At 54.8% G+C, this 26,713-nt stretch carries 18 protein-coding genes; 12 read left to right on the top strand and 6 right to left on the bottom strand.

Annotated features, from left to right (window positions below):
- A partial coding sequence (locus GIR22_RS25990; RefSeq protein ID WP_178122335.1) for a dermonecrotic toxin domain-containing protein occupies positions 1-2,765 on the top strand: 2,765 nt, incomplete at its 5' end.
- Positions 2,766-2,850: 85 nt separating this feature from the next.
- Here GIR22_RS25990 and GIR22_RS17795 read toward each other — a convergent pair.
- Complete coding sequence (locus GIR22_RS17795) at positions 2,851-3,411, bottom strand: response regulator transcription factor (RefSeq protein WP_154744607.1); 561 nt, start codon at positions 3,409-3,411, stop codon at positions 2,851-2,853.
- Positions 3,404-4,666, bottom strand: a complete 1,263-nt coding sequence (locus tag GIR22_RS17790; protein ID WP_154744606.1) for an ATP-binding protein — start codon at positions 4,664-4,666, stop codon at positions 3,404-3,406. The genes GIR22_RS17795 and GIR22_RS17790 overlap by 8 nt, the downstream gene beginning before the upstream one ends.
- 205 nt (positions 4,667-4,871) lie before the next feature.
- Here GIR22_RS17790 and GIR22_RS17785 point away from each other — a divergent pair, with 205 nt between their 5' ends.
- From GIR22_RS17785 to GIR22_RS17735, 11 genes are all read left to right on the top strand, one after another.
- Positions 4,872-5,582, top strand: coding sequence for an SIMPL domain-containing protein (locus tag GIR22_RS17785; protein ID WP_154744605.1), 711 nt, complete (start codon positions 4,872-4,874; stop codon positions 5,580-5,582).
- Between the two features lie 191 nt (positions 5,583-5,773).
- The gene (locus GIR22_RS17780) at positions 5,774-9,664 is read left to right on the top strand and encodes a dermonecrotic toxin domain-containing protein (RefSeq protein WP_154744604.1); all 3,891 of its coding nucleotides are present in this window, start codon (positions 5,774-5,776) and stop codon (positions 9,662-9,664) included.
- Between the two features lie 132 nt (positions 9,665-9,796).
- Positions 9,797-11,398, top strand: coding sequence for an ABC transporter substrate-binding protein (locus GIR22_RS17775; protein ID WP_154744603.1), 1,602 nt, complete (start codon positions 9,797-9,799; stop codon positions 11,396-11,398).
- Positions 11,399-11,655: 257 nt separating this feature from the next.
- Complete coding sequence (locus tag GIR22_RS17770; RefSeq protein WP_154744602.1) at positions 11,656-13,281, top strand: ABC transporter substrate-binding protein; 1,626 nt, start codon at positions 11,656-11,658, stop codon at positions 13,279-13,281.
- A 303-nt stretch (positions 13,282-13,584) separates the two neighbouring features.
- Positions 13,585-15,189, top strand: a complete 1,605-nt coding sequence (locus tag GIR22_RS17765; protein WP_154744601.1) for an ABC transporter substrate-binding protein — start codon at positions 13,585-13,587, stop codon at positions 15,187-15,189.
- 170 nt (positions 15,190-15,359) lie between these two features.
- Positions 15,360-16,757: an OprD family outer membrane porin gene (locus GIR22_RS17760; RefSeq protein ID WP_154744600.1), complete on the top strand. Its 1,398-nt coding sequence runs from the start codon at positions 15,360-15,362 to the stop codon at positions 16,755-16,757.
- Between the two features lie 79 nt (positions 16,758-16,836).
- Positions 16,837-18,432 carry an ABC transporter substrate-binding protein gene (locus tag GIR22_RS17755; RefSeq protein WP_154744599.1) on the top strand — a complete coding sequence of 532 codons (1,596 nt, stop codon included), beginning with the start codon at positions 16,837-16,839 and terminating at the stop codon, positions 18,430-18,432.
- Between the two features lie 76 nt (positions 18,433-18,508).
- Positions 18,509-19,519 (top strand): ABC transporter permease subunit, encoded by a 1,011-nt coding sequence (locus tag GIR22_RS17750; protein WP_084376347.1) that lies wholly within the window; start codon positions 18,509-18,511, stop codon positions 19,517-19,519.
- Positions 19,520-19,529: 10 nt separating this feature from the next.
- Positions 19,530-20,441, top strand: a complete 912-nt coding sequence (locus tag GIR22_RS17745) for an ABC transporter permease subunit (RefSeq protein WP_154744598.1) — start codon at positions 19,530-19,532, stop codon at positions 20,439-20,441.
- 10 nt (positions 20,442-20,451) lie between these two features.
- A complete protein-coding gene (locus tag GIR22_RS17740) occupies positions 20,452-21,420 on the top strand; it encodes an ABC transporter ATP-binding protein (RefSeq protein WP_154744597.1) in 969 nt (322 codons plus the stop codon).
- A complete protein-coding gene (locus GIR22_RS17735; protein ID WP_154744596.1) occupies positions 21,420-22,391 on the top strand; it encodes a peptide ABC transporter ATP-binding protein in 972 nt (323 codons plus the stop codon). The genes GIR22_RS17740 and GIR22_RS17735 overlap by 1 nt, the downstream gene beginning before the upstream one ends.
- 230 nt (positions 22,392-22,621) lie before the next feature.
- Here the strand turns inward: GIR22_RS17735 and GIR22_RS17730 are convergent, their stop codons facing one another.
- The 4 genes from GIR22_RS17730 to GIR22_RS17715 all read right to left on the bottom strand — a co-directional run bounded on the left by GIR22_RS17730 (position 22,622) and on the right by GIR22_RS17715 (position 26,398).
- The gene (locus GIR22_RS17730) at positions 22,622-23,866 is read right to left on the bottom strand and encodes an ATP-grasp domain-containing protein (RefSeq protein ID WP_154744595.1); all 1,245 of its coding nucleotides are present in this window, start codon (positions 23,864-23,866) and stop codon (positions 22,622-22,624) included.
- Positions 23,859-24,782, bottom strand: a complete 924-nt coding sequence (locus GIR22_RS17725) for a DMT family transporter (protein ID WP_154744594.1) — start codon at positions 24,780-24,782, stop codon at positions 23,859-23,861. The genes GIR22_RS17730 and GIR22_RS17725 overlap by 8 nt, the downstream gene beginning before the upstream one ends.
- A 101-nt stretch (positions 24,783-24,883) precedes the next feature.
- Positions 24,884-25,447, bottom strand: a complete 564-nt coding sequence (locus GIR22_RS17720) for a phosphoribosyltransferase family protein (protein WP_154744593.1) — start codon at positions 25,445-25,447, stop codon at positions 24,884-24,886.
- Positions 25,448-25,450: 3 nt separating this feature from the next.
- Complete coding sequence (locus GIR22_RS17715) at positions 25,451-26,398, bottom strand: cysteine synthase family protein (protein WP_154744592.1); 948 nt, start codon at positions 26,396-26,398, stop codon at positions 25,451-25,453.
- Positions 26,399-26,713: the final 315 nt, after the last annotated feature.

Here is a 26,713-nt window from a genome sequence, read left to right as displayed (position 1 = left end):
CACCGAAAGAAGAGCAATTGGTACAAGAAGTCAAACCCGAACCTGCAAGCAACGGAGGTTACAAGCAAGAAAGTGTCGATCCCGATCCGGGTAAAAAAGTCGCAAACAGTCAGAAAGTATCGGTGCCAGTCAATATAGGCCCCAATATCAATATTGACCCAGTCGCACAAAAAATCTCCAGCGAATTCAAAACCATCGAACAGGACGCGTCGGGCTTTCTCAAGAAAAAATTCGCTGAGATGAAGGCGAAGGAACCAACCGATAAAGAAAAGTGGGATATCGACCCGGATAATACTTATCTCGTCACTTACGATTACAACAGCCAAGGGGAAAAACCTTTCCCCGCAAAAATCATCCAAAGAATATCATTAACTCAGGCACTCATTCAGAATGCGCAAAACACTCCTGCAGGAAAAGGTTATGAAGTTCCCTTCTTCTCTGGTGGCCCGGACGTAAAAATCCAGAATAGCTTGTCGTCTCATAAACCTGGAACTTTTGACTTCTCGAGCCGCTTTTCCCCTTATAGGGAAAACGCCGACATCACCCATAACTACCAAGGCATTTATAAAGAATCCTCCGACACACCCGCACAGACCTACAATGCCTCGAACCAAAGTTCGATCACTCCGAAGGAATTCAAAAGTCTTATCTGGAATACGGATTTTCAAAAACCCTACACTGAGTTCTTGGATGGCTTCTGGAACAGCCACAAAGAAAAATACCCAGTGCTGGCCAAAGCCGCTTTCGTCAAATCAGCCATGACGCAGCATCAAGAGGGCAGCCTTAGCGCAGAGGGCCGGGAATTGGTCATGCGGGCTGCCGGGTTGTCAGGCCACCAGGAGTCATGGCCTGACATTGAATACGAGGAATTACAAAAAAACCCTCCCAAGGACCCCAGCATTGAAGTCGGCCTGCTCAAAATAGGTGAATATCAATCCACCGACCTCATGTACATGACTGACCATAAGGAGAGGTTTGACGCCAACGGTAAGAAACGCCCCCCACTCACTCTACTGTACATACCGGGAAACTCCTCCCCCCTCCACAGTTTCAACAGCCAGGCAGAGATGAGAAAGTGGCTCGCCGAACAAATGGCCGACCCCACCAAACGCAATGCCATCGCCTCACACTTTGCTCTTAAAGACAAACCTAACGGCTGGGCGCGAGCCGGGATAGACGAAACCCTGGCAGGGCTCGGTACCTGGCCTGAAAAACGTGAAACCCCAGGTGGACAACTTTCCTATGATCATCGGGCGTTTAGCGGTAAATGGGATCCTCAAGAATTCATCACCACAGAACCTAACAACCTGCCATTCCAAGAAATTTCAAAAAGACAGAAAGATCGATCGTACGCGGACGCCGCTGTCAAAATAACCAGTGACGGAGACGTGACCAAACAAAATATCATTGACGGCATGGAAAAGGCTGCGAAAGCGGCTATGTTTTTAACCCCGCTGGCTTTTGTAGTACCTGAAGTAGCACTGGCATTGGATGTCTTTTATTTAGTTGATGGCTTAGCCACTGCTGGCATCGGAGTTGATGACCAAGTACATGGCAAGCCGAAAGGCAATGAGAGAATTGTTTTCGGTGTACTCAATGCCGCATTGGTAGTCGCTCCGAAAGTTATTCCAACGTCAGGAAAATCAGAAGGGGTTCTGGAAGAGGTCGCCGAAGCAGAAGCCAACGCAGAGAAAGAGGCAGCGCAACACGGCGCCCCAGAGCCCGAACCGGCCCCGCCCGCAGAAGCGGCAAACACTTCAACTGTACCGGAAGTCAATCGATTAAGCCGCTCACAGTGGGGCAATATCAGCGACTACGCCGTACCAGATGGAGAAAAATTAATAAAGAATGCCAAGCTCAACTCCCAAGGCATTTATCAAGTAAAAGGGAGCCAAGGTGAAGACCGTTGGTTTATCCGGTATACCGACGACACACATATCAGCCAGCTATATGAGATCGACTCGAAATTCAAACTGCGTGATGGCTATGCTCAGATTATTGATCCTTTCACCCGAAAGTCAGTCATGACAGTCCATGCTACCGCTCATGGAAGCTGGGAGCCAATTAACGGCCCTGGAGGTATAAGATTGCCGTGGAGTCGCGGTACTTCATCTACCGCAAAAAGTCAGCTCGACGAAGCAATCAAAAATATAAATAAAGATCAGGCATCATTCACCGAAGCAGAACGGCAGCAGTTTTCCGATCAACTGACGAGTCTGATACAACAGTCCAAGGCAGAAGAGTCTCAGAGCATGGCCTTGTACACTGAGGCCGGATCGGATGAAATCAATAACGAACTACGACAGCAAATAGACACGAGTAAATACCCACAGAACGTGAAAGAGTTCTTAGCTGACTTTGAGGCACAAACTGATTATCGCGGCACGGCCTACAGGTATGCCCATGTCTCACCAGAAGGCGCAGCAAAACTAAAAAACGGGGTCGGTAAAGTATTCAGAGATCCTGGCGTACAATCTTCCTCGACTCAGCCTATCAATGCAAAAGGGTGGGAGACCTGGGCAAAAGATACGCCCGCCACAACCGGAAATCAATCCGTAATTTATATGTTCGACGAATCCATCTCAAAGAAAAACCTTTCCAGCGATATATTACCTGACCATGTTGCAGTCAAACCGAATGCTTCATTGGAGGTCCTTGCGACAAAAGAGAAAGATGGAATTTTATACGTATACTTTGCATCCCCGACCAAAATGCCGAAAGCGCGTTACAACCTGTTCGACGGCAGCGTCGCCCGCCCATTTTGAGTAGACCTAATACGTTTAATACAAGATAGGGTGCAGCCAGTCTCAGCCAGGCGCACCCTCCTCCCTCACTGTGCCAGAAAGATCGTCAGCGTCTGACCGGGCGCTTTTGCAGCTTGCGTTGCAAGGTGCGACGGTGCATGCCCAGGGCGCGGGCGGTGGCGGAGATATTGCCTTCGTGCTCGGTCAGCACGCGTTGGATGTGCTCCCACTGCAGGCGGTCCACCGACATCGGATTTTCCGGCACCAGGGTGTCGAGGTCGGCGTGCTCGGAAAGCAAGGCAGCCAGCACGTCGTCGGCGTCCGCCGGTTTGCACAGGTAGTTGCACGCGCCGCGCTTGATGGCCTCGACGGCGGTAGCGATGCTGGAATATCCGGTGAGAATCAGCACGCGCATTTCCGGGTCGAGCTCCAGCAGCTTGGGCAACAGCACCAGGCCGGAGTCGCCGTCCATTTTCAGGTCCAGCGCCGCGTAATCCGGCAGGTCGGCCAGGGCAATGGTCAGCCCCTCTTCGGCAGAGCCTGCGGTGCTGACGCGGAAACCGCGACGGCTCATGGCCCGCGCCATCACGCGGGTAAAGGTGGCATCGTCATCTACCAGCAACAGATGCGGCAGTTCTTCGCCTTCGACTTGGATCTCGTCACTCATCGATGTCTCCTCGTGCGACACGAGGCAGGCGCAGCTCGGTGAGCGTGCCGCCTTCCTCGTGGGGGTAAAGTTTCACCGAGCCGCCGGCGCGTGTCACGCTGGCCTTGCTCAAGAACAGGCCCAGGCCGAAGCCTTTGCCCTTGGTGGTAAAGAATGGCTTGCCGATCTGCTCGGCAATGGCCAGTGGCACGCCGGCACCGTGGTCGCGAATGCTGATAGTAAGAGTCTCAACGTCCCAATCAAGCTGCACCTCCAACCCTTCCGGGCAGGCATCGGCGGCATTGTTCAGCAGGTTCAACAGCGCCTGGGTCAAATCCGGCGGTGGCGCCATTCGCGGCACCGCGCCCTGCCCCAGCAAATGGAAGCGGTAGCTGGCTTCGGGGCGCATCAGGTGCCAACGGTTCAGCGCTTCATCGAGCCACCGGGTCACGTTCTGCATCTCAATCGCCAGGCGACGATTGGCTTCAGCGGCACGCACCAACTGCTGCAAGGTTTGCTTGCACGCCTGGACCTGATCCTGCAGCACGCTCAAATCGTCCTGCAAGTCTGGGTCATGATGGTCTTGGCGCATTTCCTTGAGCAGCACACTCATGGTAGCAAGCGGTGTGCCCAGCTCATGGGCCGCGCCGGCCGCCTGGGTGGCAACGGCCAGCAGTTGCTGGTCCCGCAGGCCTTCTTCACGGCGGATCGCCCGCAACTCTTCCTGGCGGCGCAACTCTTCAGCCATGCGCGCGGCAAAGAATGTAATCACTGCGGCAGACAGCGCAAAGCTCAGCCACATGCCGTAGATTTGCAGGTTCTCCCGGGCGATGGGGAACGTTTGCAGCGGATAGAACTGGGCCAACAATAGGGTGTACAGGGTCAAGGCAATCCCTGACAAAATCACCGAATAACGCCAAGGCAATGTCACTGCAGCGATGGTCAATGGCACCAGGTAATAAGATACGAACGGATTGGTGGAACCACCGGAGAAATAAAGCAACACACTGTGAATAAACAGGTCGCAGGCCAGTTGCAGGGCATATTCCAGCTCGGTCACCGGCCACGTGGTGCGCAGGCGGATGGCGGTAAAGGCACACAGCACCGTGGAAAAACCTAGGGTCACGGCCAGTTGCAACCAGGGCAGCGGCAATAAGTCGAGCCAATAGGCCAACCCCACGGAGCCGGCCTGCGCGGCCAATACCAGGGTACGGATAAAAGTCAGCCGCCAGAGGTTCTGGCGAGTGGCGGAAGTCAGTTGTACGGGGGCGAGCATGAGCTCTCCTGATGAGCGCTCCAGGCGGATCGGCACGAGTATAAACGATGCCGACCCGCAGGCACGGCGCGTGTGGCTCTTTGCCGCAGGCGCGCTGAATGACCGTTCGTCGGCCGCAAGCCAACATGTAGCAAATGTGTAAACCCGAAGAACCCGATGTCACCGTCTACAGTCATACCGATACGAACATCCCCAAGGAGCTCTCATGTCACGTTTCACTCGCAGTGCAGCCGTTCTCACGCTCAGCGCCAGCACCCTGGCCAGCCTTCCAGCCCTGGCTGGCGATGAACTGCATTACAACCAGATTTCCCTGCGCGCAGAGGTCAGCCAGGAAGTGGCCCGCGACAAGATGATCGTCACCCTCTACACCGAATCCCAGAACACCGACCCGGCCAAGCTTGCCGCCGAAATCACCACCACCCTGAACACGGCCCTGGGCCAGGCGCGCGAAGTCAAAGCGGTGACACTGCGCCAGGGCAGCCGTAACAGCTACCCGATCTACGACAACAAGAACCAGAAGATCACTGGCTGGCGTGAGCGCGCCGAGCTGCGCCTGGAAAGCGCGGACTTCCCGGCGCTGTCCAAGCTCACCGGCGAACTGCTGAACACCCTGAAAATGGGCAGCATGGACTTCGCCATCGCCGACACCACGCGCAAGACCAGCGAAGATGCACTGCTTAAAGAAGCGGTCGCTGCGTTCAAGGCTCGCGCACAACTGGCCACCGACGCACTGGGCGGCAAGGGTTACAAGATCGTCAACTTGAACTTCAACACCAATGGTTATCCGCAACCGTATGCCCGTGGCGGGATGATGATGAAAGCCGCGATGGCGGATTCGGCGCCGACCCCGGAAGTGGAAGCGGGCACCAGCCAGGTGAACATGAGTGCCGACGGGGTGATTGAAGTGCTTCAGTAAAAACGCCAGCCAACACAAAAACGGCGCGGCCTCAGGCACGCGCCGTTTTTTTATAAGTCGCAATAAGTTGCAATCCATCGAGACAGTCATCATGGAATCATTTGCGCGATTCTCGACACACATCAATATCCACAGTCTGACAAGGAGGGCCCTGCGGATGTGTATTCAAATCACTAGCGAGCATTCCAACGATGAGACTTTCCCCTCAACAATCGACTCCAACCGTCGAGCGCGCGCCTGAGCAAGCCTCCAGCAGGCCTTCAAATCCCGCCACTTCAACCAACCGCTATGCCCAGGGCGATAGCCAATTGGTGCAGAACTTCCTGCCCGTCCTCCAAGCCAAAAACACGACGTATAACGCCCCCGTTCAAATCCCGGCGAACTCCATATTGGGACAGTGGCGGACTCAATTAGCGATCGCACTTAAAAACCCGGACTTTCAAAACTGGATAAAGGAAAAAGGCATCGCGCCTGCAAGCATTGTCATCTTTCCCGACACCAACGCCATTTCGGCCTCCATCAATCATCAGCGTGTAACGTTCAACCTGAACGATAACTCTGGATGGTCCACCGTGGCTGGGCCAATCCTGGCTGCCAGTAAAGTGATCACCAGCGGCGGCACAGATACCGTTCACTACGACGATGCCTTCAGTGATACCACCGACCTGGGGAAAGTAGCGCTGTTTTACGGCCTACCAGACATGACAAAGGCCGAGGTTGACGAACTCAAACGTACCGGGGCTTTTCCATCGAACACACAAACGGGAGCCTACAACTCACCCGCCGCGCGCGACGAACAGGCGCTGGTAGTGCAACAACGCGCCGTGGCAAACATCTACGCACGCCACGAGCGCAGTACCCATCCGGTACCCCCAGGCGACGCAAGACTGGTTGAAGGGTTCACCACCCAATGGCAAAAGAAAGTGAGTGGGGGCAAACAGGAGCTAGTCTCTGTCCCGCCGGAGACAATCCTGGGCCAGTGGCTGGGGCTCTATCAAAAGCACCTGGAACAGCCCGTGTTCCAGCACTGGCTGAACGAGCAGGGAATCGACTTGGCCAGCATGCGAGTCGTCCCGGCCACCGGCACGATGACAGCCACTGTCAATGGCGAAACCAAAACCTTCTCACTGACCGACAATTCAGGCTGGAGACAAGTCTCAGGCCCTTTGCTGGATGCCGGAAAAGTCATCGCGCCTGAGCCTGGACAGTCCCTGTTCGTGTCGTTTGCCAATGGGGAGACGGCAACTTCAATGAAGGTGATCGCCAAGTTTTATGCTGAGCCAACACCTCCCGACGCGGACACAAGCCGCCAGCGCATCAGCCAGTTGAATCGTGAAAAAACCTTCAACGCCCCTGAAAACGACAAGCAATCGCCTCAAGCCCTTGAAGTACAGCGAAGTCGTGCCGAAAAATTTTATACCGAGGCCCCTCAAAAGCTTGCCTTTACTAAACTTGCATCCGATATGGCGCGGGCGATTCCAGACATAAGAAGCCTGGCTAAAGGCGTGGCAGAGGACATCATCAAAAAAGCGTTGCCTGACCAACAAAATGTGGATGCCGACAAACTCTGGCTGATACAGGGCGGTACAGCAGAAAGTTCTCATCCTGATGCGAGTCGTTCTGGTTGGTTTTTTTCTGGCGAGCCGACCCGGGCAGAAACGCTCACTGATGCTGTCATACGCAATTTCTCGGACGCTGAGTGGGCGCCCGGCAATTACGACAGTGGAGGAGGCATCTTCAAGGACGGTCCTGGACAGGGTAAAAAAAACGGGTACGGGGCGCATAACGAATTTCCGCTCACCCCGTCAGTGTTTATGAAGGGTGTGTGGGACGCAGACTTTCAGAGCCTGATGAGCAAAAAAATCGACGAGTTCTGGGATACCCAAGGGGATAGCTACCGTACGGTTGCAAAGGGGAATTTCGTCTATGAGGCGCGCCAGCAGTTAAAAGCCTTTGAGGCGAAAACACCCGAGCAGAAGACACTGCAACCCGACGAGCATAAATTCACGCGGGATGACTATCGATTGGTGATGAAGGCCATCAACAATGTGCCTGTGGATGAAAACACCCCGGTAACCCTTGAACAGTTGCAAGCAGAGGCGCCGGCAAAGGGCAAGCTTCGGGCGCATGCCTTCGATATCAACGGTTGGGGCTCAAGCGACATAATTCGCTTTGCCGAGTTCGATGACGGTCAGGGCAATTATCAGAACAATCGCCGAGACGGCAAGCAGGTTCTCTATATCCCTGGCGCCAACCCCGCGTTTTTGCGGTTCGACTCGCTCAATAAGATGGACGATTGGGTGGTCGAGCAAGCCAAGGACCCAAAAAAACGCGAAGCCTTGACCTCACACTTCTCACTCAAAAACCGTCAGGACGGCGTCACTTTTCTGGGTAAGTCCGGGGTTGACTCTTCACTCGCCCATCTTGCCAACGGTGATTGGAGAAACTCGGAAGGGATAACCATTGACCGTAGCGACGTCAAAATTGAGGGCGACATCTTCAGTTACCTCAAGGAACAAGCGAAGGCGCGCATGACGAGCGATGCCGACTCCACGATCAAATCCGACAGTGAAGTCAGCCGGGATACCGCGCTGAAGACTACTGCGGTAGCCGCGAGCCTCCTTGGCAAACTGGCTCTTCTGGCAGCTCCGGTTGCCGCTGCGGCCGGGCTCGCCGGCATCGTCGAAATCTCACTGGGGGCGGAAAAAACCGCTTCGGGCGACACCCAGGCGGAACGCAAAGACGGTGCCTGGAAAACCTTTGATGGCGCCCTTAACACCTTGTTCTCGGCCAACGCTCGCGGCGGGGCAGGCAAAGATCCGTTCGCGCTGCCTGAGGACGAACTACCGTCGCTTTCTGAGCAGGCGCCAGATGTTCAAGGGGGCATCCCAACAGAAGAACCCGTAGCCGGTACTTCATCCACAGCCCGACGACCGAGTACCACACCTGGCATCGTTCAGCCGCAGACGCCCTCCACGAGCCTGATTAAAATGAGCGAGCATGCCGTGGCCAATGGAGAACGCTTGATTGAAGGTGCCTCCCCGGACGCACTGGGTGTTTATAGGATTCAGAACAAATTTGGTACTTACAAACACTTCGTGCGTTACACCGATGAAACGGGCAACAGCAAAGTTTTCGAGATCGAAAGTCGTTATAAGACGGGTGATAGCATTACGTCGATAATTAGTCCTCGCACCGGGCGGGCGGTGATGCGAATAAACGCTGCCCGTAATGGAGAATGGATGCGTGCCCCAGGAGATGGAGGAATGCCCAAGTTTTGGAAATGGGGGCGCCCTGCTTCACCACCAGCAAGCGAAGTGAAGATCCCGGATAAAATATCGGATAACTTTTTAAACATAGAGGGTAATAAGATACCGGAAGCACAAGAACTCGATAAATACTTGAAGTTCAAGGAAGAAACACACTATGAGTTCTCCGTCAGAAATGAAGAAATAGACTCAGTTCTCAAAACAAGGTTTGGTGTCTCCTGGACGATTAAGGAAGACAATTTTTCTGTTGACCCGACGGAACGGGCGACGTCGTCGAGCTACGGCACGAGCAACTACTCTTCCATTTTCATTCAGGATATCAACCGTAATCCTTACACCATCATCACAAAAAATCCGGAAGGTACCAGCACCGTTAATTTAGATGGGACAGGTGCCTCGGCAGAGGGCATCAAAGCCGCTAGGGTGAATCAGTTCGAAGCAGCGATTCCCGATGCAGACCTACGCGCCAAGATTTCCGAAGTAGCCCATCAAGGCTCTGTGGCGCCCGCCACCATAACGTTAAACCTGCCCGGCGAGTCTGAATTGACCGACGGCTATACCTTCAAGGCCGATGACACGCATTACTACATCGACTATGCGCCAGGCAGCGACAAGACCACTGTCAGGGTCGTGTCCAAAGGTCACCTCAGCAATGCGGACCAGGACCTCACTCATGTTCCCAATGTCGAAGTCAGTATTACCCGAACATTTACCATTACTGAATCAAACGAAATAGATAACAGATTCGCCATCGGCAAAGAGGCGCCTAGTCGAGTGGAAGTGTCAGTAATCACCCCACTAAGTTCGAGCTGAGAAACGCCTGAAAAGTACCTCTAGTTCAGGGGAACGCTCTACCCCCTACCTGAGTAACAAGAACGGCGGTAACCTCGGTTACCGCCGTTTTCGTTTGGGCAGCTCTAAATACCTGCCATTTCAGGGGTCTCCATGGAAAGAATCGCCTTAAAACCGCTCCTCCTCGCCGCAGGCCTGCTGGCGTTTATGCCGATGGCCCAGGCGGCCAGCACCCTGGTCTACTGCTCCGAAGCCAGCCCCGCCGGTTTCGACCCCAGCCAGTACACCAGCGGTACCGATTTTGATGCTTCGGCCGAAACCGTGTTCAACCGCCTGACCCAGTTCAAGCGCGGCGGCACCGAAGTCGAGCCAGGCTTGGCGACAAGCTGGGATATATCCAAAGACGGACTGACGTATACCTTCCACCTGCGCGATGGCGTCAAGTTTCACACCACTGGTTTCTTCACGCCTACCCGCGACTTCAATGCCGATGATGTGTTGTTTACTTTCAACCGCCTGCTGGATGCCGAGAGTCCGTTTCGCAAGGCCTATCCGTCCGAGTCGCCCTATTTCACTGACATGGGCTTGAACACCACAATCAAGAGCGTCGACAAACTCGACACGCACACCGTGCGTTTCAGCCTGAACAACGTCGATGCCTCATTCGTGCAAAACCTGGCCATGAGTTTCGCCTCGGTACAGTCCGCCGAATACGCCGCCCAGTTGCTGGACGAGGGCAAGGCCGAGAACATCAACCAAAAGCCGGTAGGCACCGGGCCATTTGTGTTCAAGCGCTATCAGAAGGACTCGCAGATTCGCTACGTCGCCAATCAAGAGTATTGGAAGCCCGAAGATGTGAAACTCGACAACCTGGTATTTGCCATCACCCCGGACGCCGCGTCGCGCCTGCAAAAACTCAAGGCCGGCGAATGCCAGGTCAGCGGTTACCCGCGCCCAGCCGATATTGAAGTGATGAAGAAAGACCCCAACCTGCGCGTGCTGCAGCAAGCCGGTTTCAACCTGGGCTTTCTGGCCTACAACGTGACCCATCCGCCACTGGACCAGCTCAAGGTGCGCCAGGCCCTGGACATGGCCATCGACAAGCCGGCGATCATCAAGGCGGTGTACCAAAGCGCCGGGCAATTGGCGCAGAATGCCCTTCCTCCGGCGCAGTGGTCTTATGACCCGACCATCAAGGACGCCCCCTACGATCCGACCAAGGCCCGGGCGCTACTAAAAGAAGCAGGGGTTGCACCAGGTACCACCATCAACCTGTGGGCGATGACCGTACAACGTGCCTCCAACCCGAACGCGCGCATGTCGGCACAAATGATCCAGCAGGATTGGGAAAAGATCGGCATCAAGGCCAATATCGTCAGCTATGAGTGGGGCGAATACATCAAGCGCGCCAAAAATGGCGAGCACGACGCGATGATTTATGGTTGGACGGGCGACAACGGCGACCCGGATAACTGGCTCGGCGTGCTCTACAGTTGTGCCGCGGTCAAGGGCAGCAACTACGCCAAATGGTGTAACCCTGCGTACGATAAGCTGGTGCAACAGGCCAAGCTCAGCAGCGACCGCGAGCAACGCATCAAGTGGTATCAACAGGCACAAAAAATACTTAAGGAACAAGTACCTATAACGCCTATTGCGAACTCGACGGTTTTCCAGCCCCTGCGCAAAGAAGTCCATGACTTCAAGATCAGCCCCTTCGGGCTGACGCCGTTCTACGGCGTGAGTCTAGATAAGTAACAGCGGTGCCCCAACCGAGTGCGCTAGACGCCTCGGTTGGTCCTTTCTGGTGCGGCGCCTGCACCGAAAAAACCCTCCAAGCCGCGCAAATATGTCGAAACTTTCATAATTGCGACATTCCTGTACGTTCGTACCACTGTTTCCGCCTTGCAACAGTTCAACATCTTGCAATGGGTATGGCGCCTGCATAAGTATCCGCAGGTCGACTCACGAGGTCGCCCTCACTACAAAAAATGACAACAAATCATGAGGCCAACATGCTTAAACACGCAGTCCTTCCGTTATTAGTCAGCGCTGGCCTTATGGCCGCTGCACCTTTCGCCCAAGCGGCGACTAACCTGGTGTTCTGCTCCGAAGGGAGCCCGGCCGGTTTTGATCCAGGCCAGTACACCACCGGAACAGACTTCGATGCCTCGGCCGAAACTATGTTCAACCGCCTGAGCCAGTTCGAGCGCGGCGGCACCGCCGTTGTTCCTGGCCTGGCTACCAAGTGGGATGTTTCCGAAGATGGCCTGACCTACACCTTCCACCTTCGTGAAGGGGTCAAGTTCCACACCACGCCGTACTTCAAGCCGACTCGTGAATTCAACGCGGACGACGTGCTGTTTACCTTCAACCGGATGATCAACAAAGACGATCCGTTCCGTAAGGCCTACCCCACCGAGTTCCCGTATTTCACGGACATGGGGATGGACACCAACATCAAGAACATCGAGAAGATAGACGAACACACCGTCAAGTTCACCCTTGGCACCGTGGACGCTGCTTTCATCCAGAACCTGGCCATGAGCTTCGCCTCTGTACAGTCAGCCGAGTACGCCGCCCAACTGTTGAAGGAAGGCAAGCCCCAGGACATCAACCAGAAGCCCATTGGCACTGGCCCGTTCGTGTTCAAGAGCTACCAGAAAGACTCCAACATTCGCTACACCGGCAACAAGGATTACTGGAAGCCTGAAGACGTCAAGATCGACAACCTGATCTTCGCCATCACCACCGACCCATCGGTGCGTATCCAGAAGCTCAAGAAGAACGAATGCCAGATCACCCTCTTCCCTCGTCCCGCCGACCTCAAGGCCCTGGGCGAAGACAAGGCACTGAAACTGCCACACCAGGCCGGTTTCAACCTGGGTTATATCGCCTACAACGTCATGCCTGTACTCAAGGGCCAGACTGCGCCCAACCCGCTGTCCGACCTGCGAGTCCGTGAAGCCCTGGACATCTCGGTGAACAAGCAGCAGATCATCGACTCCGTCTACCAGGGCGCAGGCCAACTGGCAGTCAACGCCATGCCGCCAACCCAGTGGTCCTATGATGAAACCATCAAGGATGCCCCGCACGACGTGGCAAAAGCCAAACAACTGCTCAAGGAAGCCGGCGTCAAGGAAGGCACCGAGATCACCTTGTGGGCCATGCCGGTTCAACGCCCGTACAACCCCAACGCCAAGCTGATGGCCGAGATGCTGCAAAACGACTGGAAGCAGATCGGCTTGAAGGTCAACATCGTCAGCTATGAGTGGGGCGAGTACATCAAGCGTTCCAAAGGCGGCGAGAACCAGGCGATGATCATCGGCTGGAGCGGCGACAATGGTGACCCGGATAACTGGCTGAACGTGCTGTTCGGCTGCGACTCCCTGGCTGGCAACAACTTTTCCAAATGGTGTGACAAAAAATTCGACGGCATCGTGAAAGAAGCCAAGGCCACATCGGATGTCGCCAAGCGCACCGAACTGTACAAACAGGCGCAACACATCCTCAAAGATGCAGTCCCGATGACACCTATCGCGCACTCGACGGTGTATCAACCCATGCGCGCCAACGTGCAGGACTTCAAGATCAGCCCATTTGGCTTGAATTCCTTCTACGGCGTGAGTGTCAGCAAGTAAGGATCCCTGGCGGCGACGTTGAAAGACGTCGCCGTTATTGCATCCGCCACGACCATAGGAATCAGACTACTCCCGCGCTTGCTGCCCTCCTACGGCAACGAGCTGCGATTCGGCCGTCCGATGCCTACAAGGTCTGTCAGATTCGACGCATTTACTGTCCGGCTCCCGACCCATAACGTCGTGGTAAGGCAAAGGCATCGTATCTGTAGGGCAACTGCTGAACCAGAAGTCAGTGTTGTCCCCATGCCCTGAACGGCATGGCGACGACTCACTGACAACAATAAACAAGGATTGGGAACTGTCATGCGCCATACCATCGTTCTATCCGCGATTTTGGGCACCAGCCTGCTGGCCGTTGCTTCCCTGGGTCACGCAGCCGACAAAAAAAGCCTGGTGTTTTGCTCCGAAGGCAGCCCGGCCGGCTTCGACACTGCGCAATACACGACCGCCACCGACAACGACGCCGCCGAGCCTATTTATAACCGCCTGGCCGAATTCGAAAAAGGCGCGACCAACGTGGTGCCGGGCCTGGCAACCAGCTGGGATATTTCCGAAGACGGCCTGACCTACACCTTCCACCTGCGCGAAGGCGTGAAATTCCACACGACCAAATACTTCACACCAACCCGCAACTTCGACGCCGACGATGTGTTGTTCACCTTCAATCGCATGCTTGACCCTGAGCATCCGTTCCGCAAGGCCTACCCCACCGAGTTTCCGTACTTCAACGGAATGAGCCTGAACAAGAATATCGCCAAGGTCGAGAAAACCGGCCCACTGACGGTGGTCATGACCCTGAACACGGTAGACGCCGCGTTTATCCAGAACATCGCCATGAGTTTCGCCTCGATCCTGTCAGCCGAGTACGCCGGCAAGCTGCTCAAGGACGGCAAGCCCAGCGATATCAACCAGAAGCCGATCGGCACCGGGCCGTTCGTCTTCAAGAGTTATCAGAAAGACTCCAACATTCGCTATTCGGCCAACAAGCAGTACTGGGACCCAAGCCGGGTCAAACTGGACAACCTGATCTTCGCCATCAACACCGACGCCTCGGTGCGGGTACAGAAGCTCAAGGCCAACGAATGCCAGATCACCCTGCATCCTCGCCCGGCTGACGTCGATGCCCTCAAAGCCGATCCGAAGTTGCAGTTGCTGACCAAACCGGGCTTCAACCTCGGTTACATCGCCTACAACGTGCAGCACAAACCTTTCGACCAGCTCGAAGTGCGCCAGGCGCTGGACATGGCGGTGAACAAGCAGAGCATTCTCAACGCCGTCTACCAGGGCGCGGGGCAACTGGCGGTCAATGCCATGCCACCCACCCAATGGTCCTACGACGACACCATCAAGGACGTCGCCTACAACCCGGAAAAAGCCAAGGAACTGCTCAAGGCCGCCGGCGTCAAGGAAGGCACCGAGATCACCCTGTGGGCGATGCCGGTGCAACGTCCGTACAACCCCAACGCCAAGCTGATGGCCGAAATGCTGCAGAACGACTGGGCCAAGATCGGTCTCAAGGTCAAGATCGTCAGCTATGAATGGGGCGAATACATCAAGCGCACCAAGAATGGCGAGCACGACGTCAGCCTGATCGGCTGGACCGGCGACAACGGTGACCCGGACAACTGGCTGGGCACGCTCTACAGCTGTGACGCCATCGGCGGGAACAACTACTCCATGTGGTGTGACCCGGCGTACGACAAGCTGATCAAGCAAGCCAAGGTCGTGACCGACCGCGAACAAAGGACAGTGCTATACAAACAGGCACAGCAACTGCTTAAAACACAGGTGCCGATCACGCCAGTCGCCCACTCGACGGTCAACCAGCCGTTAAGCGCCAAAGTCGAAGGTTTCAAGGTGAGCCCCTTCGGCCGCAACGTGTTCTCGGGTGTCAGTATCAACCCATAAGAAAATAACCGTATTGCGCAGGGCGAACTCGCCCTGCTGCAAACGTGCAGCTTTAGTTTGGATTTTCCCCAACAGCAAACGTTTGCAAAGGCCTGAGCAAGTTCTACACCCAATAGCCGGTTCACCTAAAAAGACCGGCATAAAAAAAGAGAACCAAAGGAGCTTAACCCATGAAACTGAGCAGCACCGCACTACTGGCCCTGGCCATCAGCAGCATTACGGCAACCGCCTATGCTGAACCTGCAAGCCAGGACTTCGTGCCTACCACTCTGGCCGGCACCAGCGCCCAAAGCGAGGCCAAAGGCTTTGTCGAAGACTTCAGCCTGGGCGGCACTACCCGCAACTGGTACTCCAACGAACAGAAATACCGGGGCGGCACCTTCGCTTACAAAAAGCATGGCCAAACCGTTACCGACCGTCGCCGTGAAAACTGGGTGCAGGGCACCATCCTCAACGCCAGCTCGGGCTTCACCCAAGGCACCGTCGGCGTCAAGACCGAAGTAGCGGTCTACAACGCCCTGGTCCTGGACCGTAGCAAGCGCGATATCAAGGGCGGTTCCAACCGCACCCTGGCTGACTCCAACGGCGATGCCGTCGACCAGTGGAGCAAATTGGGCCTGGCCAACGTCCAGTTCCGTGTCTCCAACACCACCTTGACTGCCGGTCGCCAGAACTTCAGCAGCGGTATCGTCGACTCCATCGGCAACCGTGCGCTGCCTTCAAGCTTTCAAGGCGTGAGCTTCAACAGCGAAGAGTTCAGCAACCTGTCGTTCCAGGGCGGCGTGTTTGATCGCGTTTCCCCACGGTCCGAACAGAGCCTGTCGAAATTTCGCACCGAGTACTCCAGCAATGGCGTGGAAACCGACAAGGTCTACACCCTGGGCGTCAACTACCAGCCGCTCAAGAGCCTGAAAACCAGCTTCTTCGGCGCCAACGTCAAGGACTTCTGGAACCAGTACTACTTCGGCGCTACCCACGAACTGGGTGACATCCAGCAAGTAGCCCTGACCACCGGCTTCAACTACTACAAAACCGTTGATGAAGGCAAAAAGCTGATGGGGGAAATCGACAACGATACCTTCTCCCTGTCCCTGGGACTGGCGCACCAAGCCCACAGCCTGACCTTCTCCTACCAGGCAATCAACGGTGACGAGTACTTCGACTACCTGCACGAAACCAACGGTATCTACCTGGCCAACTCCCTGACCTCCGACTTCAACGGCCCGAACGAGAAATCGTTCCAGATCGCCTACGGCATCAACATGGCCGAATACGGCGTGCCAGGCCTGAAGTTCAACGTCTACTCGGCTCGCGGCTGGGGCATCGACGGTACCCACTACACCGGTAACGGTGGTGTAGCCGGCAAGGGCTATGACGGCATCCAGTCCCAGGACGGCGAAAAACACCAGGAATATGGTGTGGGTGCTTCCTACGCCGTGCAAAGCGGCCTGCTCAAGGCCACCGCCATTCGCGCTACCTACGTCGAGCACCGCGGCAGCGAAAACCAGTCTGATGGCAGCATCAAAGAGTTCCGTCTGGTGACCACCATCCCGTTCAACATCCTTTAATCAGCGCCAGGTAGACGGCAGGCTCAGGACGAGCCTGCCGTCTATGGTTGTCTGGTCCCATGATTGCAGAGGGCTCTTGATGAAAATGCTCCCATTACAAGCTGCCATCGCCGCTGCGCTGTTGAGCGTGGCCGTCGGCATTTCGGCCAAACCGCTGGTGGTCTGCACCGAAGCCAGTCCGGAGGGCTTCGATCCAGTTCTGTACACCACGGCCGTCACGGCTGACGCCGCCGCCGAAACCATGTTCAACCGCTTGGCGGACTTCAAGCCTGGTACAACTGAAGTTGTTCCGGCACTGGCCAGTTCCTGGGAAATCAGTGAGGACGGCCTGACCTATACGTTCCACCTGCGCGATGACGTCAAGTTCCACACCACCGACTACTTCAAGCCCACGCGTAACATGAATGCCGACGACGTACTTTGGAGCTTCCAGCGCCAGCTGGACCCGAAACATCCGTGGCATAACAAGTCCAACGTGGGCTACCCGTACTTCGAAAGCATGGGCTTCAAGGAACTGCTCAAGAGCGTAGAGAAGACCGACGATCACACCGTGGTCTTTACCCTGACCCGTCCTGAGGCACCCTTCCTGGCCGACCTGGCCATGGCGTTTTCCTCGATTCACTCCGCCGAATACGCCGACAAATTGCTGGCCGCCGGCAAGACCGGCGAGCTCAACAGCAAGCCGATCGGCACCGGCCCGTTCATCTTTACCCGCTACCAGAAAGACGCCCAGGTGCGTTTCAAGGCCAACCCGGAATACTTTCGCGGCAAGCCACCAGCCGATCCGCTGATCCTGGCCATCGCCATCGATAACAACGTGCGCCTGCAGAAACTCAAGGCCAATGAGTGCCAGATCGCACTGTACCCAAAACCGGATGACCTGCCGAGCATCAAGGCTGATCCAAACCTCAAAGTCGACGAACTGGCGGCCATGACCACCAGTTACACCGCCTTGAACACCACGCACAAGTACATGAGCGACGCCCGCGTACGTCACGCGATCAACATCGCCTTCGACAAAGCCGGCTATACCGACGTCCTGTACGGCAAAGGCAATGCGGTAGTGGGCACCGGCCCGTACCCGCCAACGCTGCTGGGTTTCAGCGACAAGCTGAAAAACCCGTCCCGTGACCTGGACAAAGCTCGCGCCCTACTCAAGGAAGCCGGCGTACCGGAAGGCACCGAGTTCACCCTGTTCACCCGCAACGGCGGCGGCCCGACCAATCCCAACCCGATGCTCGGCGCCCAGCGCATGCAGGCGGATCTGGCGCAGATTGGCCTGAAGGTCAATATCAGGGTCATGGAGTGGGGCGAAATGCTCAAGCGCGCAAAAGCCGGCGAGCACGACATGGTTTCCGCCGGCTGGGCCGGTGATAACGGTGACCCGGATAACTTCCTCACGCCTAACTTGAGTTGCGATGCGGCGAAAAACGGCGAAAACTACGCCCGCTGGTGTAACAAAGAGTTTCAAGGCCTGATCGACAAGGCGCGAGCTGTCGCTGAACCCACCCAGCGCGCTGCACTCTATGAACAGGCACTGGACGTTTTCGCCAAGGACCAACCATGGATTCCCATGGCCTACCCGAAAATGTTTACCGCCATGCGTAAAAACGTCGAAGGCTATATCCAAAGCCCTCTGACGACCAATAACTTCGCCACCACCCAGGTGAAGTAAATAAGAGAAACGCTCGGCACCGTCGACATTGACGGTGCCGAACCTGCCTAACCGGCTGATTGAGGTACACAACAAGATGTTTAGTTTTATTGCCCGCCGATTGGGGTTATTGATCCCCACGTTTTTCGGCATCACCTTGCTGACTTTCGCGTTGATTCGCATGATCCCTGGCGATCCCGTGGAAGTCATGATGGGCGAACGAAGAGTCGACCCCGAAATGCACGCTCAGGCAATGGAACGCCTTGGCCTTAACAAGCCGTTGTATGCGCAATACCTGGATTACGTCGGCAAGCTCGCCCAGGGCGACCTTGGCGAGTCGCTACGCACCCGCACCAGCGTGTGGACCGAATTCACCGCCCTGTTCCCCGCGACCCTGGAACTGTCCATGGCCGCCCTGTTGTTCGCCGGCATCCTGGGGCTTTTAGCCGGGGTGATCGCGGCCTTGAAGCGAGGATCCCTGTTCGACCATGGGGTGATGGGCATCTCCCTGGCGGGATATTCGATGCCGATCTTCTGGTGGGGCCTGATCCTGATCATGTTTTTCTCGGTGAGCCTGGGCTGGACCCCGGTTTCCGGACGGATCGACCTGCTCTACGACATCGAGCCGCGCACCGGTTTCATGCTGATCGACACCCTGCTGGCTGACGAGCCGGACGCTTTCTGGGATGCGCTGCACCACCTGATCCTGCCGGCCATTGTGCTCGGCACCATCCCGCTGGCGGTGATCGCGCGGATGACCCGTTCGTCAATGCTCGAAGTACTGCGTGAAGACTACATCCGTACCGCCAAGGCCAAAGGCCTGTCGCCGGCGCGCGTGGTATTCGTTCACGGCCTGCGCAACGCGCTGATTCCGGTACTGACCGTGGTTGGCCTGCAAGTCGGCACCCTGCTGGCTGGCGCGGTCTTGACCGAAACCATCTTCTCGTGGCCCGGCATCGGCAAATGGCTCATCGAAGCCATTGGCGCCCGGGACTATCCCGTGGTGCAAAACGGCATCCTGTTAATCGCCTGCCTGGTGATTATGGTGAACTTCGTGGTGGATATCCTCTACGGCTTTGCCAACCCACGCATCCGTCACCAGCGCTGAGATCATGACCATGACCACTCCAACTACTTCGGTAGCAGTCGATCAAAGCCTGCTTTATCCGTCCCCGTACAAAGAATTCTGGCAAGCCTTTTCCAAGAACAAGGGTGCGGTTGCCGGCCTGATGTTCATGATCCTGATCGTGTTCTGCGCGCTCTTTGCGCCATGGGTTGCCCCGCATAACCCGAGCGAGCAGTACCGTGATTTCCTGCTGACCCCGCCGTCATGGCTCGAAGGCGGGCAGATCCAGTTCCTGCTGGGTACCGACGAACTGGGCCGTGACTTGTTGTCGCGCCTGATCCAGGGTTCACGCCTGTCGTTGCTGATCGGCTTGTCCTCGGTGGTGATGTCGCTGATCCCGGGGATCCTGCTGGGTCTGTTTGCCGGTTTCTTCCCGCGCCTGCTGGGCCCGACCATCATGCGCCTGATGGACATCATGCTGGCCCTGCCGTCCCTGCTGCTGGCTGTGGCGATTGTCGCGATCCTTGGCCCTGGCCTGATCAACACCGTCATCGCTATCGCCATCGTGTCCTTGCCGTCCTATGTCCGCCTGACCCGCGCGGCGGTGATGGGCGAGCTGAACCGTGACTACGTGACCGCCGCCCGCCTCGCTGGCGCCGGACTGCCTCGCCTGATGTTCGTCACCGTGCTGCCCAACTGCATGGCACCGCTGATTGTCCAGGCAACCTTGAGCTTTTCTTCGGCGATTCTCGATGCTGCGGCATTGGGCTTCCTCGGCCTTGGCGTACAGCCGCCAACCCCTGAGTGGGGCACCATGCTGGCTTCGGCTCGCGACTACATCGAACGCGCCTGGTGGGTAGTGAGCCTGCCTGGCTTGACCATTTTGCTCAGCGTGCTGGCAATCAACCTGATGGGCGACGGCCTGCGCGATGCGCTGGACCCGAAACTCAAGAATGCCGCCTGAGGAGATTCCCATGTCACTGCTAGAAATCAAGAATCTCAATGTGCGCTTCGGCGACAAGACCGCCGTGCCGGTGGTCGATGGCCTCGACATCAGCGTCGACAAAGGCGAAGTACTGGCGATCGTTGGCGAGTCGGGTTCGGGTAAATCCGTGACCATGATGGCGCTGATGGGCCTGATCGAGCACCCCGGCATCGTCACCGCCGACGCCCTGAACTTCGACGGCAAGGACATGCTCAAACTGAGCAATCGTCAGCGTCGACAGATTGTCGGCAAAGACCTGGCGATGGTCTTCCAGGACCCTATGACCGCCCTGAACCCCAGCTACACAGTGGGTTTCCAGATCGAAGAAGTACTGCGCCTGCACCTGAAGATGTCCAGTAAGCAAGCCCGCAAACGCGCCATCGAGTTGTTGGAGAAAGTCGAAATCCCGGGCGCTTCCAGCCGTATGGACGCCTATCCACACCAACTGTCCGGCGGTATGAGCCAGCGTGTAGCAATCGCCATGGCAATTGCCGGCGAGCCGAAACTGCTGATCGCCGACGAACCAACCACTGCGCTGGACGTAACGATCCAGGCGCAGATCATGGAGTTGCTGCTGGCCCTGCAGAAAGAACAGAACATGGGCCTGGTGCTGATCACCCACGACCTCGCTGTCGTGGCCGAAACCGCCCAGCGTGTGTGTGTGATGTACGCCGGCCAAGCCGTGGAAGTCGGGCAAGTGCCTGGCCTGTTCGACGTGCCGGCACATCCTTACAGCGAAGCACTGCTCAAGGCGATTCCGGAGCATAGCCTCGGCGCCACGCGCCTGGCCACGCTGCCCGGCATCGTGCCTGGCCGCTATGACCGTCCGCAAGGTTGCCTGCTGTCGCCGCGCTGCCCGTACGTACGCGACAACTGCCGCACCGAGCGCCCTGCCCTGGATCCGAAAACCAACAGCCTCGCCCGCTGCTTCTACCCCTTGAACCAGGAGGTGGCGTAATGGCCGTCGTTCTTACCGCCCGCGACCTGACCCGGCATTACGAAGTGTCCCGTGGACTGTTCAAGGGCCACGCCACCGTGCGCGCCCTCAATGGTGTGTCCTTCGAGCTGGAAGCCGGCAAGACCCTCGCGGTCGTCGGCGAGTCCGGGTGCGGAAAGTCCACCCTCGCCCGCGCCCTGACCTTGATTGAAGAACCATCATCAGGCTCGCTGAAAATCGCCGGCCAGGAAGTCGCCGGCGCCGACAAGGCCCAACGCAAGCAACTGCGCAAAGATGTGCAGATGGTGTTCCAGAGCCCGTATGCCTCATTGAACCCACGGCAGAAGGTCGGTGATCAACTGGCAGAGCCGCTGCTGATCAACACCAACCTGTCCGCCGCCGAGCGCCGGGAAAAAGTCCAGGCGATGATGAAGCAAGTGGGCCTGCGTCCTGAGCATTATCAGCGCTACCCGCACATGTTCTCCGGTGGCCAGCGCCAACGGATCGCACTGGCCCGGGCGATGATGTTGCAACCCAAAGTGCTGGTGGCGGACGAACCGACCTCGGCGCTGGACGTGTCGATCCAGGCCCAGGTGCTCAACCTGTTCATGGACCTGCAGCAGGAATTCAACACCGCCTACGTGTTCATCTCCCATAACCTGGCGGTGGTGCAGCACGTGGCAGACGATGTGATGGTGATGTACCTCGGACGCCCGGTGGAAGTAGGTCCGAAGGAAAACATCTACGCTCGTCCGCTGCACCCTTACACCCAGGCGCTGCTGTCGGCCACCCCGACCATTCACCCGGACCCGAACAAGCCGAAGATCAAGATCGTCGGCGAGTTGCCCAACCCGTTGAACCCGCCACCTGGCTGCGCCTTTCACAAACGCTGCCCGTACGCGACCGAGCGCTGCAGCACCGAGGAGCCGCTGTTACGGCCGCTGGATATGCGCCAGGTGGCTTGCCACTATGCGGAGCAATTCGTCGCGTAGGAGCGGGCTTGCCCGCGAAAAAAGTCAACGATAACGCGGGCATCCTGGTTTAACGCGGCGCCTTTGCGCTCTTCGCGAGTAAGGGCCAGTTCACCCTCGCTCCTACAGGGGTAGGTAGTACCGCGTTTCAAAGCCCTTCCCATCAGGTTGCGCATCAGCCTGGCGGGAGGGGCTTCTTTTTCCTGGGTTGTTTACATATCGCTATCGCCGAGCATCCACATTTATACCTATTACATTAGGTAGATAGCCTCAGACTCCATTCTACGAATGGCCTTGTAGTCTGACTCAATCACTGAAAGGTCGGCATGAACTAAATACACAGTTCCCGGCTGACTAAAAACGTCTTTTGTGATAGCTATTTCTTGCCCATCTTGCGCGTAGAATACAGCTTCAAAAAAAGATTCTAACCGAGCAAGCTGCATTAAAAATAGTTCTTTACTGAAAACGCCCTTCGAACTATTTATTAAGCAAACATTATAAGAGTTCTGAAAAAGTTCGTAATGGGTGTCTGTCGCCACCAAGCGTTCAAAGGCAGCAGGATCAGTAATGGACATCGCAGCGGCGTTAATTTGCCCAAGCCTCGTTGTTTGCGCACAGACAGTGTCTCTAAGTATACCGTCGGTCCTCGCTGCAACCTCCACCAGTTTAGGACCATCAGCAGTCAACATTACTTCAGCATGACTCGGACCATTTTTAATCCCCAAGCACATCACCACCTGACGGGTATAATCAACAAGACTTTTATAGACCTCTGAGCTTGACGGCATCATCTCATCAATATCGTAGATTATACTGCCTGTGCCCAGTAACCGCTTCTTGTACCGGACAACCTCAGTTACCAATTGCTTTCCACCCAAAGAAACCATGTTCACAACGTACTCAGTACCGACCAGATACTCCTGTACCAAAACACTTATGTTATCAATATTTAACCTATTCTTAACTCCATATATTTTAGCAAACGCAGCCTCGGCCTCTATCAAATCATTACAGATATAAACACCGTCGGCGCCTGCACTTTCAAGAGGTTTGAGCACAACGGGAAACTTATCATGCGCCTCAATCCATACCCGAGCCGAATCCCACGCGTCAACAACTGCCTGCCGTGCGACTGGCAAGCCAGCAGCAGAAAGGTGCTCAATCATTTCATACTTATTTCTGCGAGCCGTTGTTTTAGAAAAATCGTTACAGTATGAAAGCCCAAAAGCATCATTTAACTCATCTGCCAAAAACACACCACTTTCCGCACCAGCGATGATAACGTGCGGCTTGAATTTTTTTACCTCAGAGACAGTAGAGGAAAAATTCTCGTTTGTGATTACAGCTTTATAAATAGACAGGTCAAATCCGATATAGTAATAATCATCAAGGTGTGAACTCGAAGCAACGTGTAATAAAACACAGCCATCGGCTTGTAGTTTTTTTGCCAGAAATTTACCGGAGGAAAACCCGTCAACCACAACGACTTTAATCATTTCGAACCCGCCTTGCCTCATTGACCTTATAAAGTGCCAGCACACCCAAAAGCAAAACAATAATTATGATCGCCACCATACTAGGAGCCGAGAACTCCACCCTGGAGTCTAGATATTGCAATGCCAACGTAAAGACCGGCAGGGTGAGCAGCACCAGGGACACATGAATCGCACTCAGATGAAATATAGTTTTCTGAATCAAATAAACAGGAAGCAAATGCCCCACAACAACCAGTATCAACATTGGTACTACAAGGCTGCTTGACACACCAAATGACGCACCACTATTGAGTATCAAAACCACACACAGCACAATCATCAGAATATTTCGGGTTGCCAGTATCTCGTGAACAGCCCAAGCGCGAGAAAAAAGCCTCTTCGACACAATGGTGTACAACACCGTCCCCAGCGCACACACTACAACACTAACAATCCCCAGCACACGTTGCTCTTGACTATTTGAAGAAATGCCACTATCGCCGACAAACGAGTTGTACAACATGATCCCAACAGACAACAGCACCAAATAGGAAATAACCGTTTCTATTCTACCGGCCCTACCACCTTCTTTGTCGAACGCCGAAATAACCAAAGTAAGTGCCGGCCCACACGCAACGGACGCGACCCCGACGACGGCAGGCTCCAGATAACGAAGCGCGTAAAATAGCCCTCCCCAATTGAACAAAACAGAAACATTTGCCAGTACCACCAAAGGCATATCTCTTTTAATCCTGAATAACAAGGACGCTTTATCTTTGAGTAGGGTGTAGGCTAAAAATAGAACACCTGAAGAAACAAAACAATAAAAAATCACGAGCAGCGTACTGATTGCTTGAGTCAAAAATGCAACATATACGTCAAAGGCAGCACTAATAAAACAAAATAGCAGGCCTAGTACAACACCGGTTTTTTTCAAGATTCCGACCTCAACTCACCTATCTTTATTAAGGCTACACCGTTCATTTACAGCGCCTACCACATCGTCGAAACTTACACCTACACCCATCAAGGCAGTCATTATTCGACTACCTCGACCCCTTCCTTACTCACCATAATTTTCATTATTGTTTTTACGTTGATGCCAGTCTCCTTGAAGACCTTATTAGCCCCGCCATTTTGAATTTTTTCCACCACACAAATAATGTCAACAACTTTCCCCCCACAATTCCTGATGGCCTCGATAAGGGAGATAACCGCGCCTCCAGTGCTTAAGGTGTCGTCAATAACAGTGATACGGTCTCCAGGCTGAACACCATTGAGATACATTTTCCCCTCAAAGTACTCGGAACTGATACTGACAACACTTTCATTTACCGAATCCAAGCTATATGGATACCATCTCGCCATTGCCATCGGTATACCGGTCAATATGGATACCGCCGTAGCCAGTGGGGCACCCTTATCCTCTTCAGTCACGATTTTATCAGCAGTAAAATCCATCAACTTAATGACTTTGTAAGCGACCTCGAGAAGTACTTCAGGCCTTAATGCCGGCAGCTGGTCGGTAAACTCATTAACGGTAGTCAATGCTTTACCGGAATTAACAACCTTAGCATTTTTATAAATTTCTTTAAGCAACATTATTTATCCCCCCACGTACTCTGGATACAGACCGTCCCACCGGCTTTTGTATTTCCACGAGCTATCAAAAAACAGCGTAACAATGTTTTTATTATCAAATAGCTTGCTTATTTGTTCGCACACGACCAAATTAGCGCCACACGTAGGCCCAATACCTAAATCGCACTCCGCAATAAATCTTTTCATCCTACCCCAAGATTCACCATCATCCACAACCATCACATCGTCAATCAAGCTCGATACGGTATTAACTGATAACACGCCGGCGCCCACCCCCATCAAATTATGGGAATGGTGTTCAAAATCAAGACCGTTCCTTGAAGCATACAAAGGGGCGGAACGGTCAACCTCAATTCCAATCGTTGTAATATTTTTATACTCTCGTTTTAAAATCTCTGCGATACCTGAAAATGTACCCCCTGTACCAATGGAACAAATGAAAAAATCGGGAACCACTCCTTTCGTCTTTAACGCCTCAACTATTTCTTCGCCACACGCGTGCCAAGCTTCTTTGTTGAGCAGAGTATTTGCCTGATCCAAAAAATAGGTATCCCCGTCATTGTGACGTTCTAAATACTTTTTGGCACCGTTCACGGAGCCGTTAAGAAACGTTTCTTTTGGCGTTTCAATAATCTGCGCTCCAAATGAGCGGATTTGCTCTTTCCGCTCCTCTGTCATCCCTTCCGGCATGAAAATCTTGATGCTGTAGCCTTTCTCCTTACCTATCCACGCTAGAGCCGCGCCACCATTACCTGTAGAGCAGTCAATCAGTGTCATACCCTTCTTAATGACACCTTTGCTTTCCAGCGCACTGACTATATTGAGATAGGTTCGATCTTTATGGCTTCCGGTGGGGTTCATAAACTCGCACTTTGAGAAAATACGGTTTCCATTGTTAGCCAGCCGTTCTATTTCCAGAAGAGGAGTATTACCAATGTCATCAAGTTTCATTCCCTGTCCTTTTGGATACCCAGTATCGGCGAACCTATCAACTTCGATTGATATAATGTCGAGCACCTTCCTCGAACCTAGTCGCCTTCGTTCTTAGTGTCGAGAGTAAAAGCCCCAGTACCGTAGAAGAAGAACGAGGCCACAAACCAAAAGAAACAGCCCTACGGAAAAATCCCACTCAACAGTGGTGGCAAGTTTGCTAAGGACCATGATTGACGATAGTGAGCCGTAAGCCGACATCTCACTGGCGGATCTAATGCGTTTGCGGGGAAGCTCAAAAACTGAACGTATTGGCGAAAAAAAAGGGCGAAGCCA

Origin of the sequence: Pseudomonas karstica (genome assembly GCF_009707515.1) — a bacterium.
Taxonomy (GTDB): Bacteria; Pseudomonadota; Gammaproteobacteria; order Pseudomonadales; family Pseudomonadaceae; genus Aquipseudomonas; species Aquipseudomonas karstica.
Note: the sequence above shows the minus strand (reverse complement) of the source record. Positions and strands in the feature narration are given on the sequence as shown.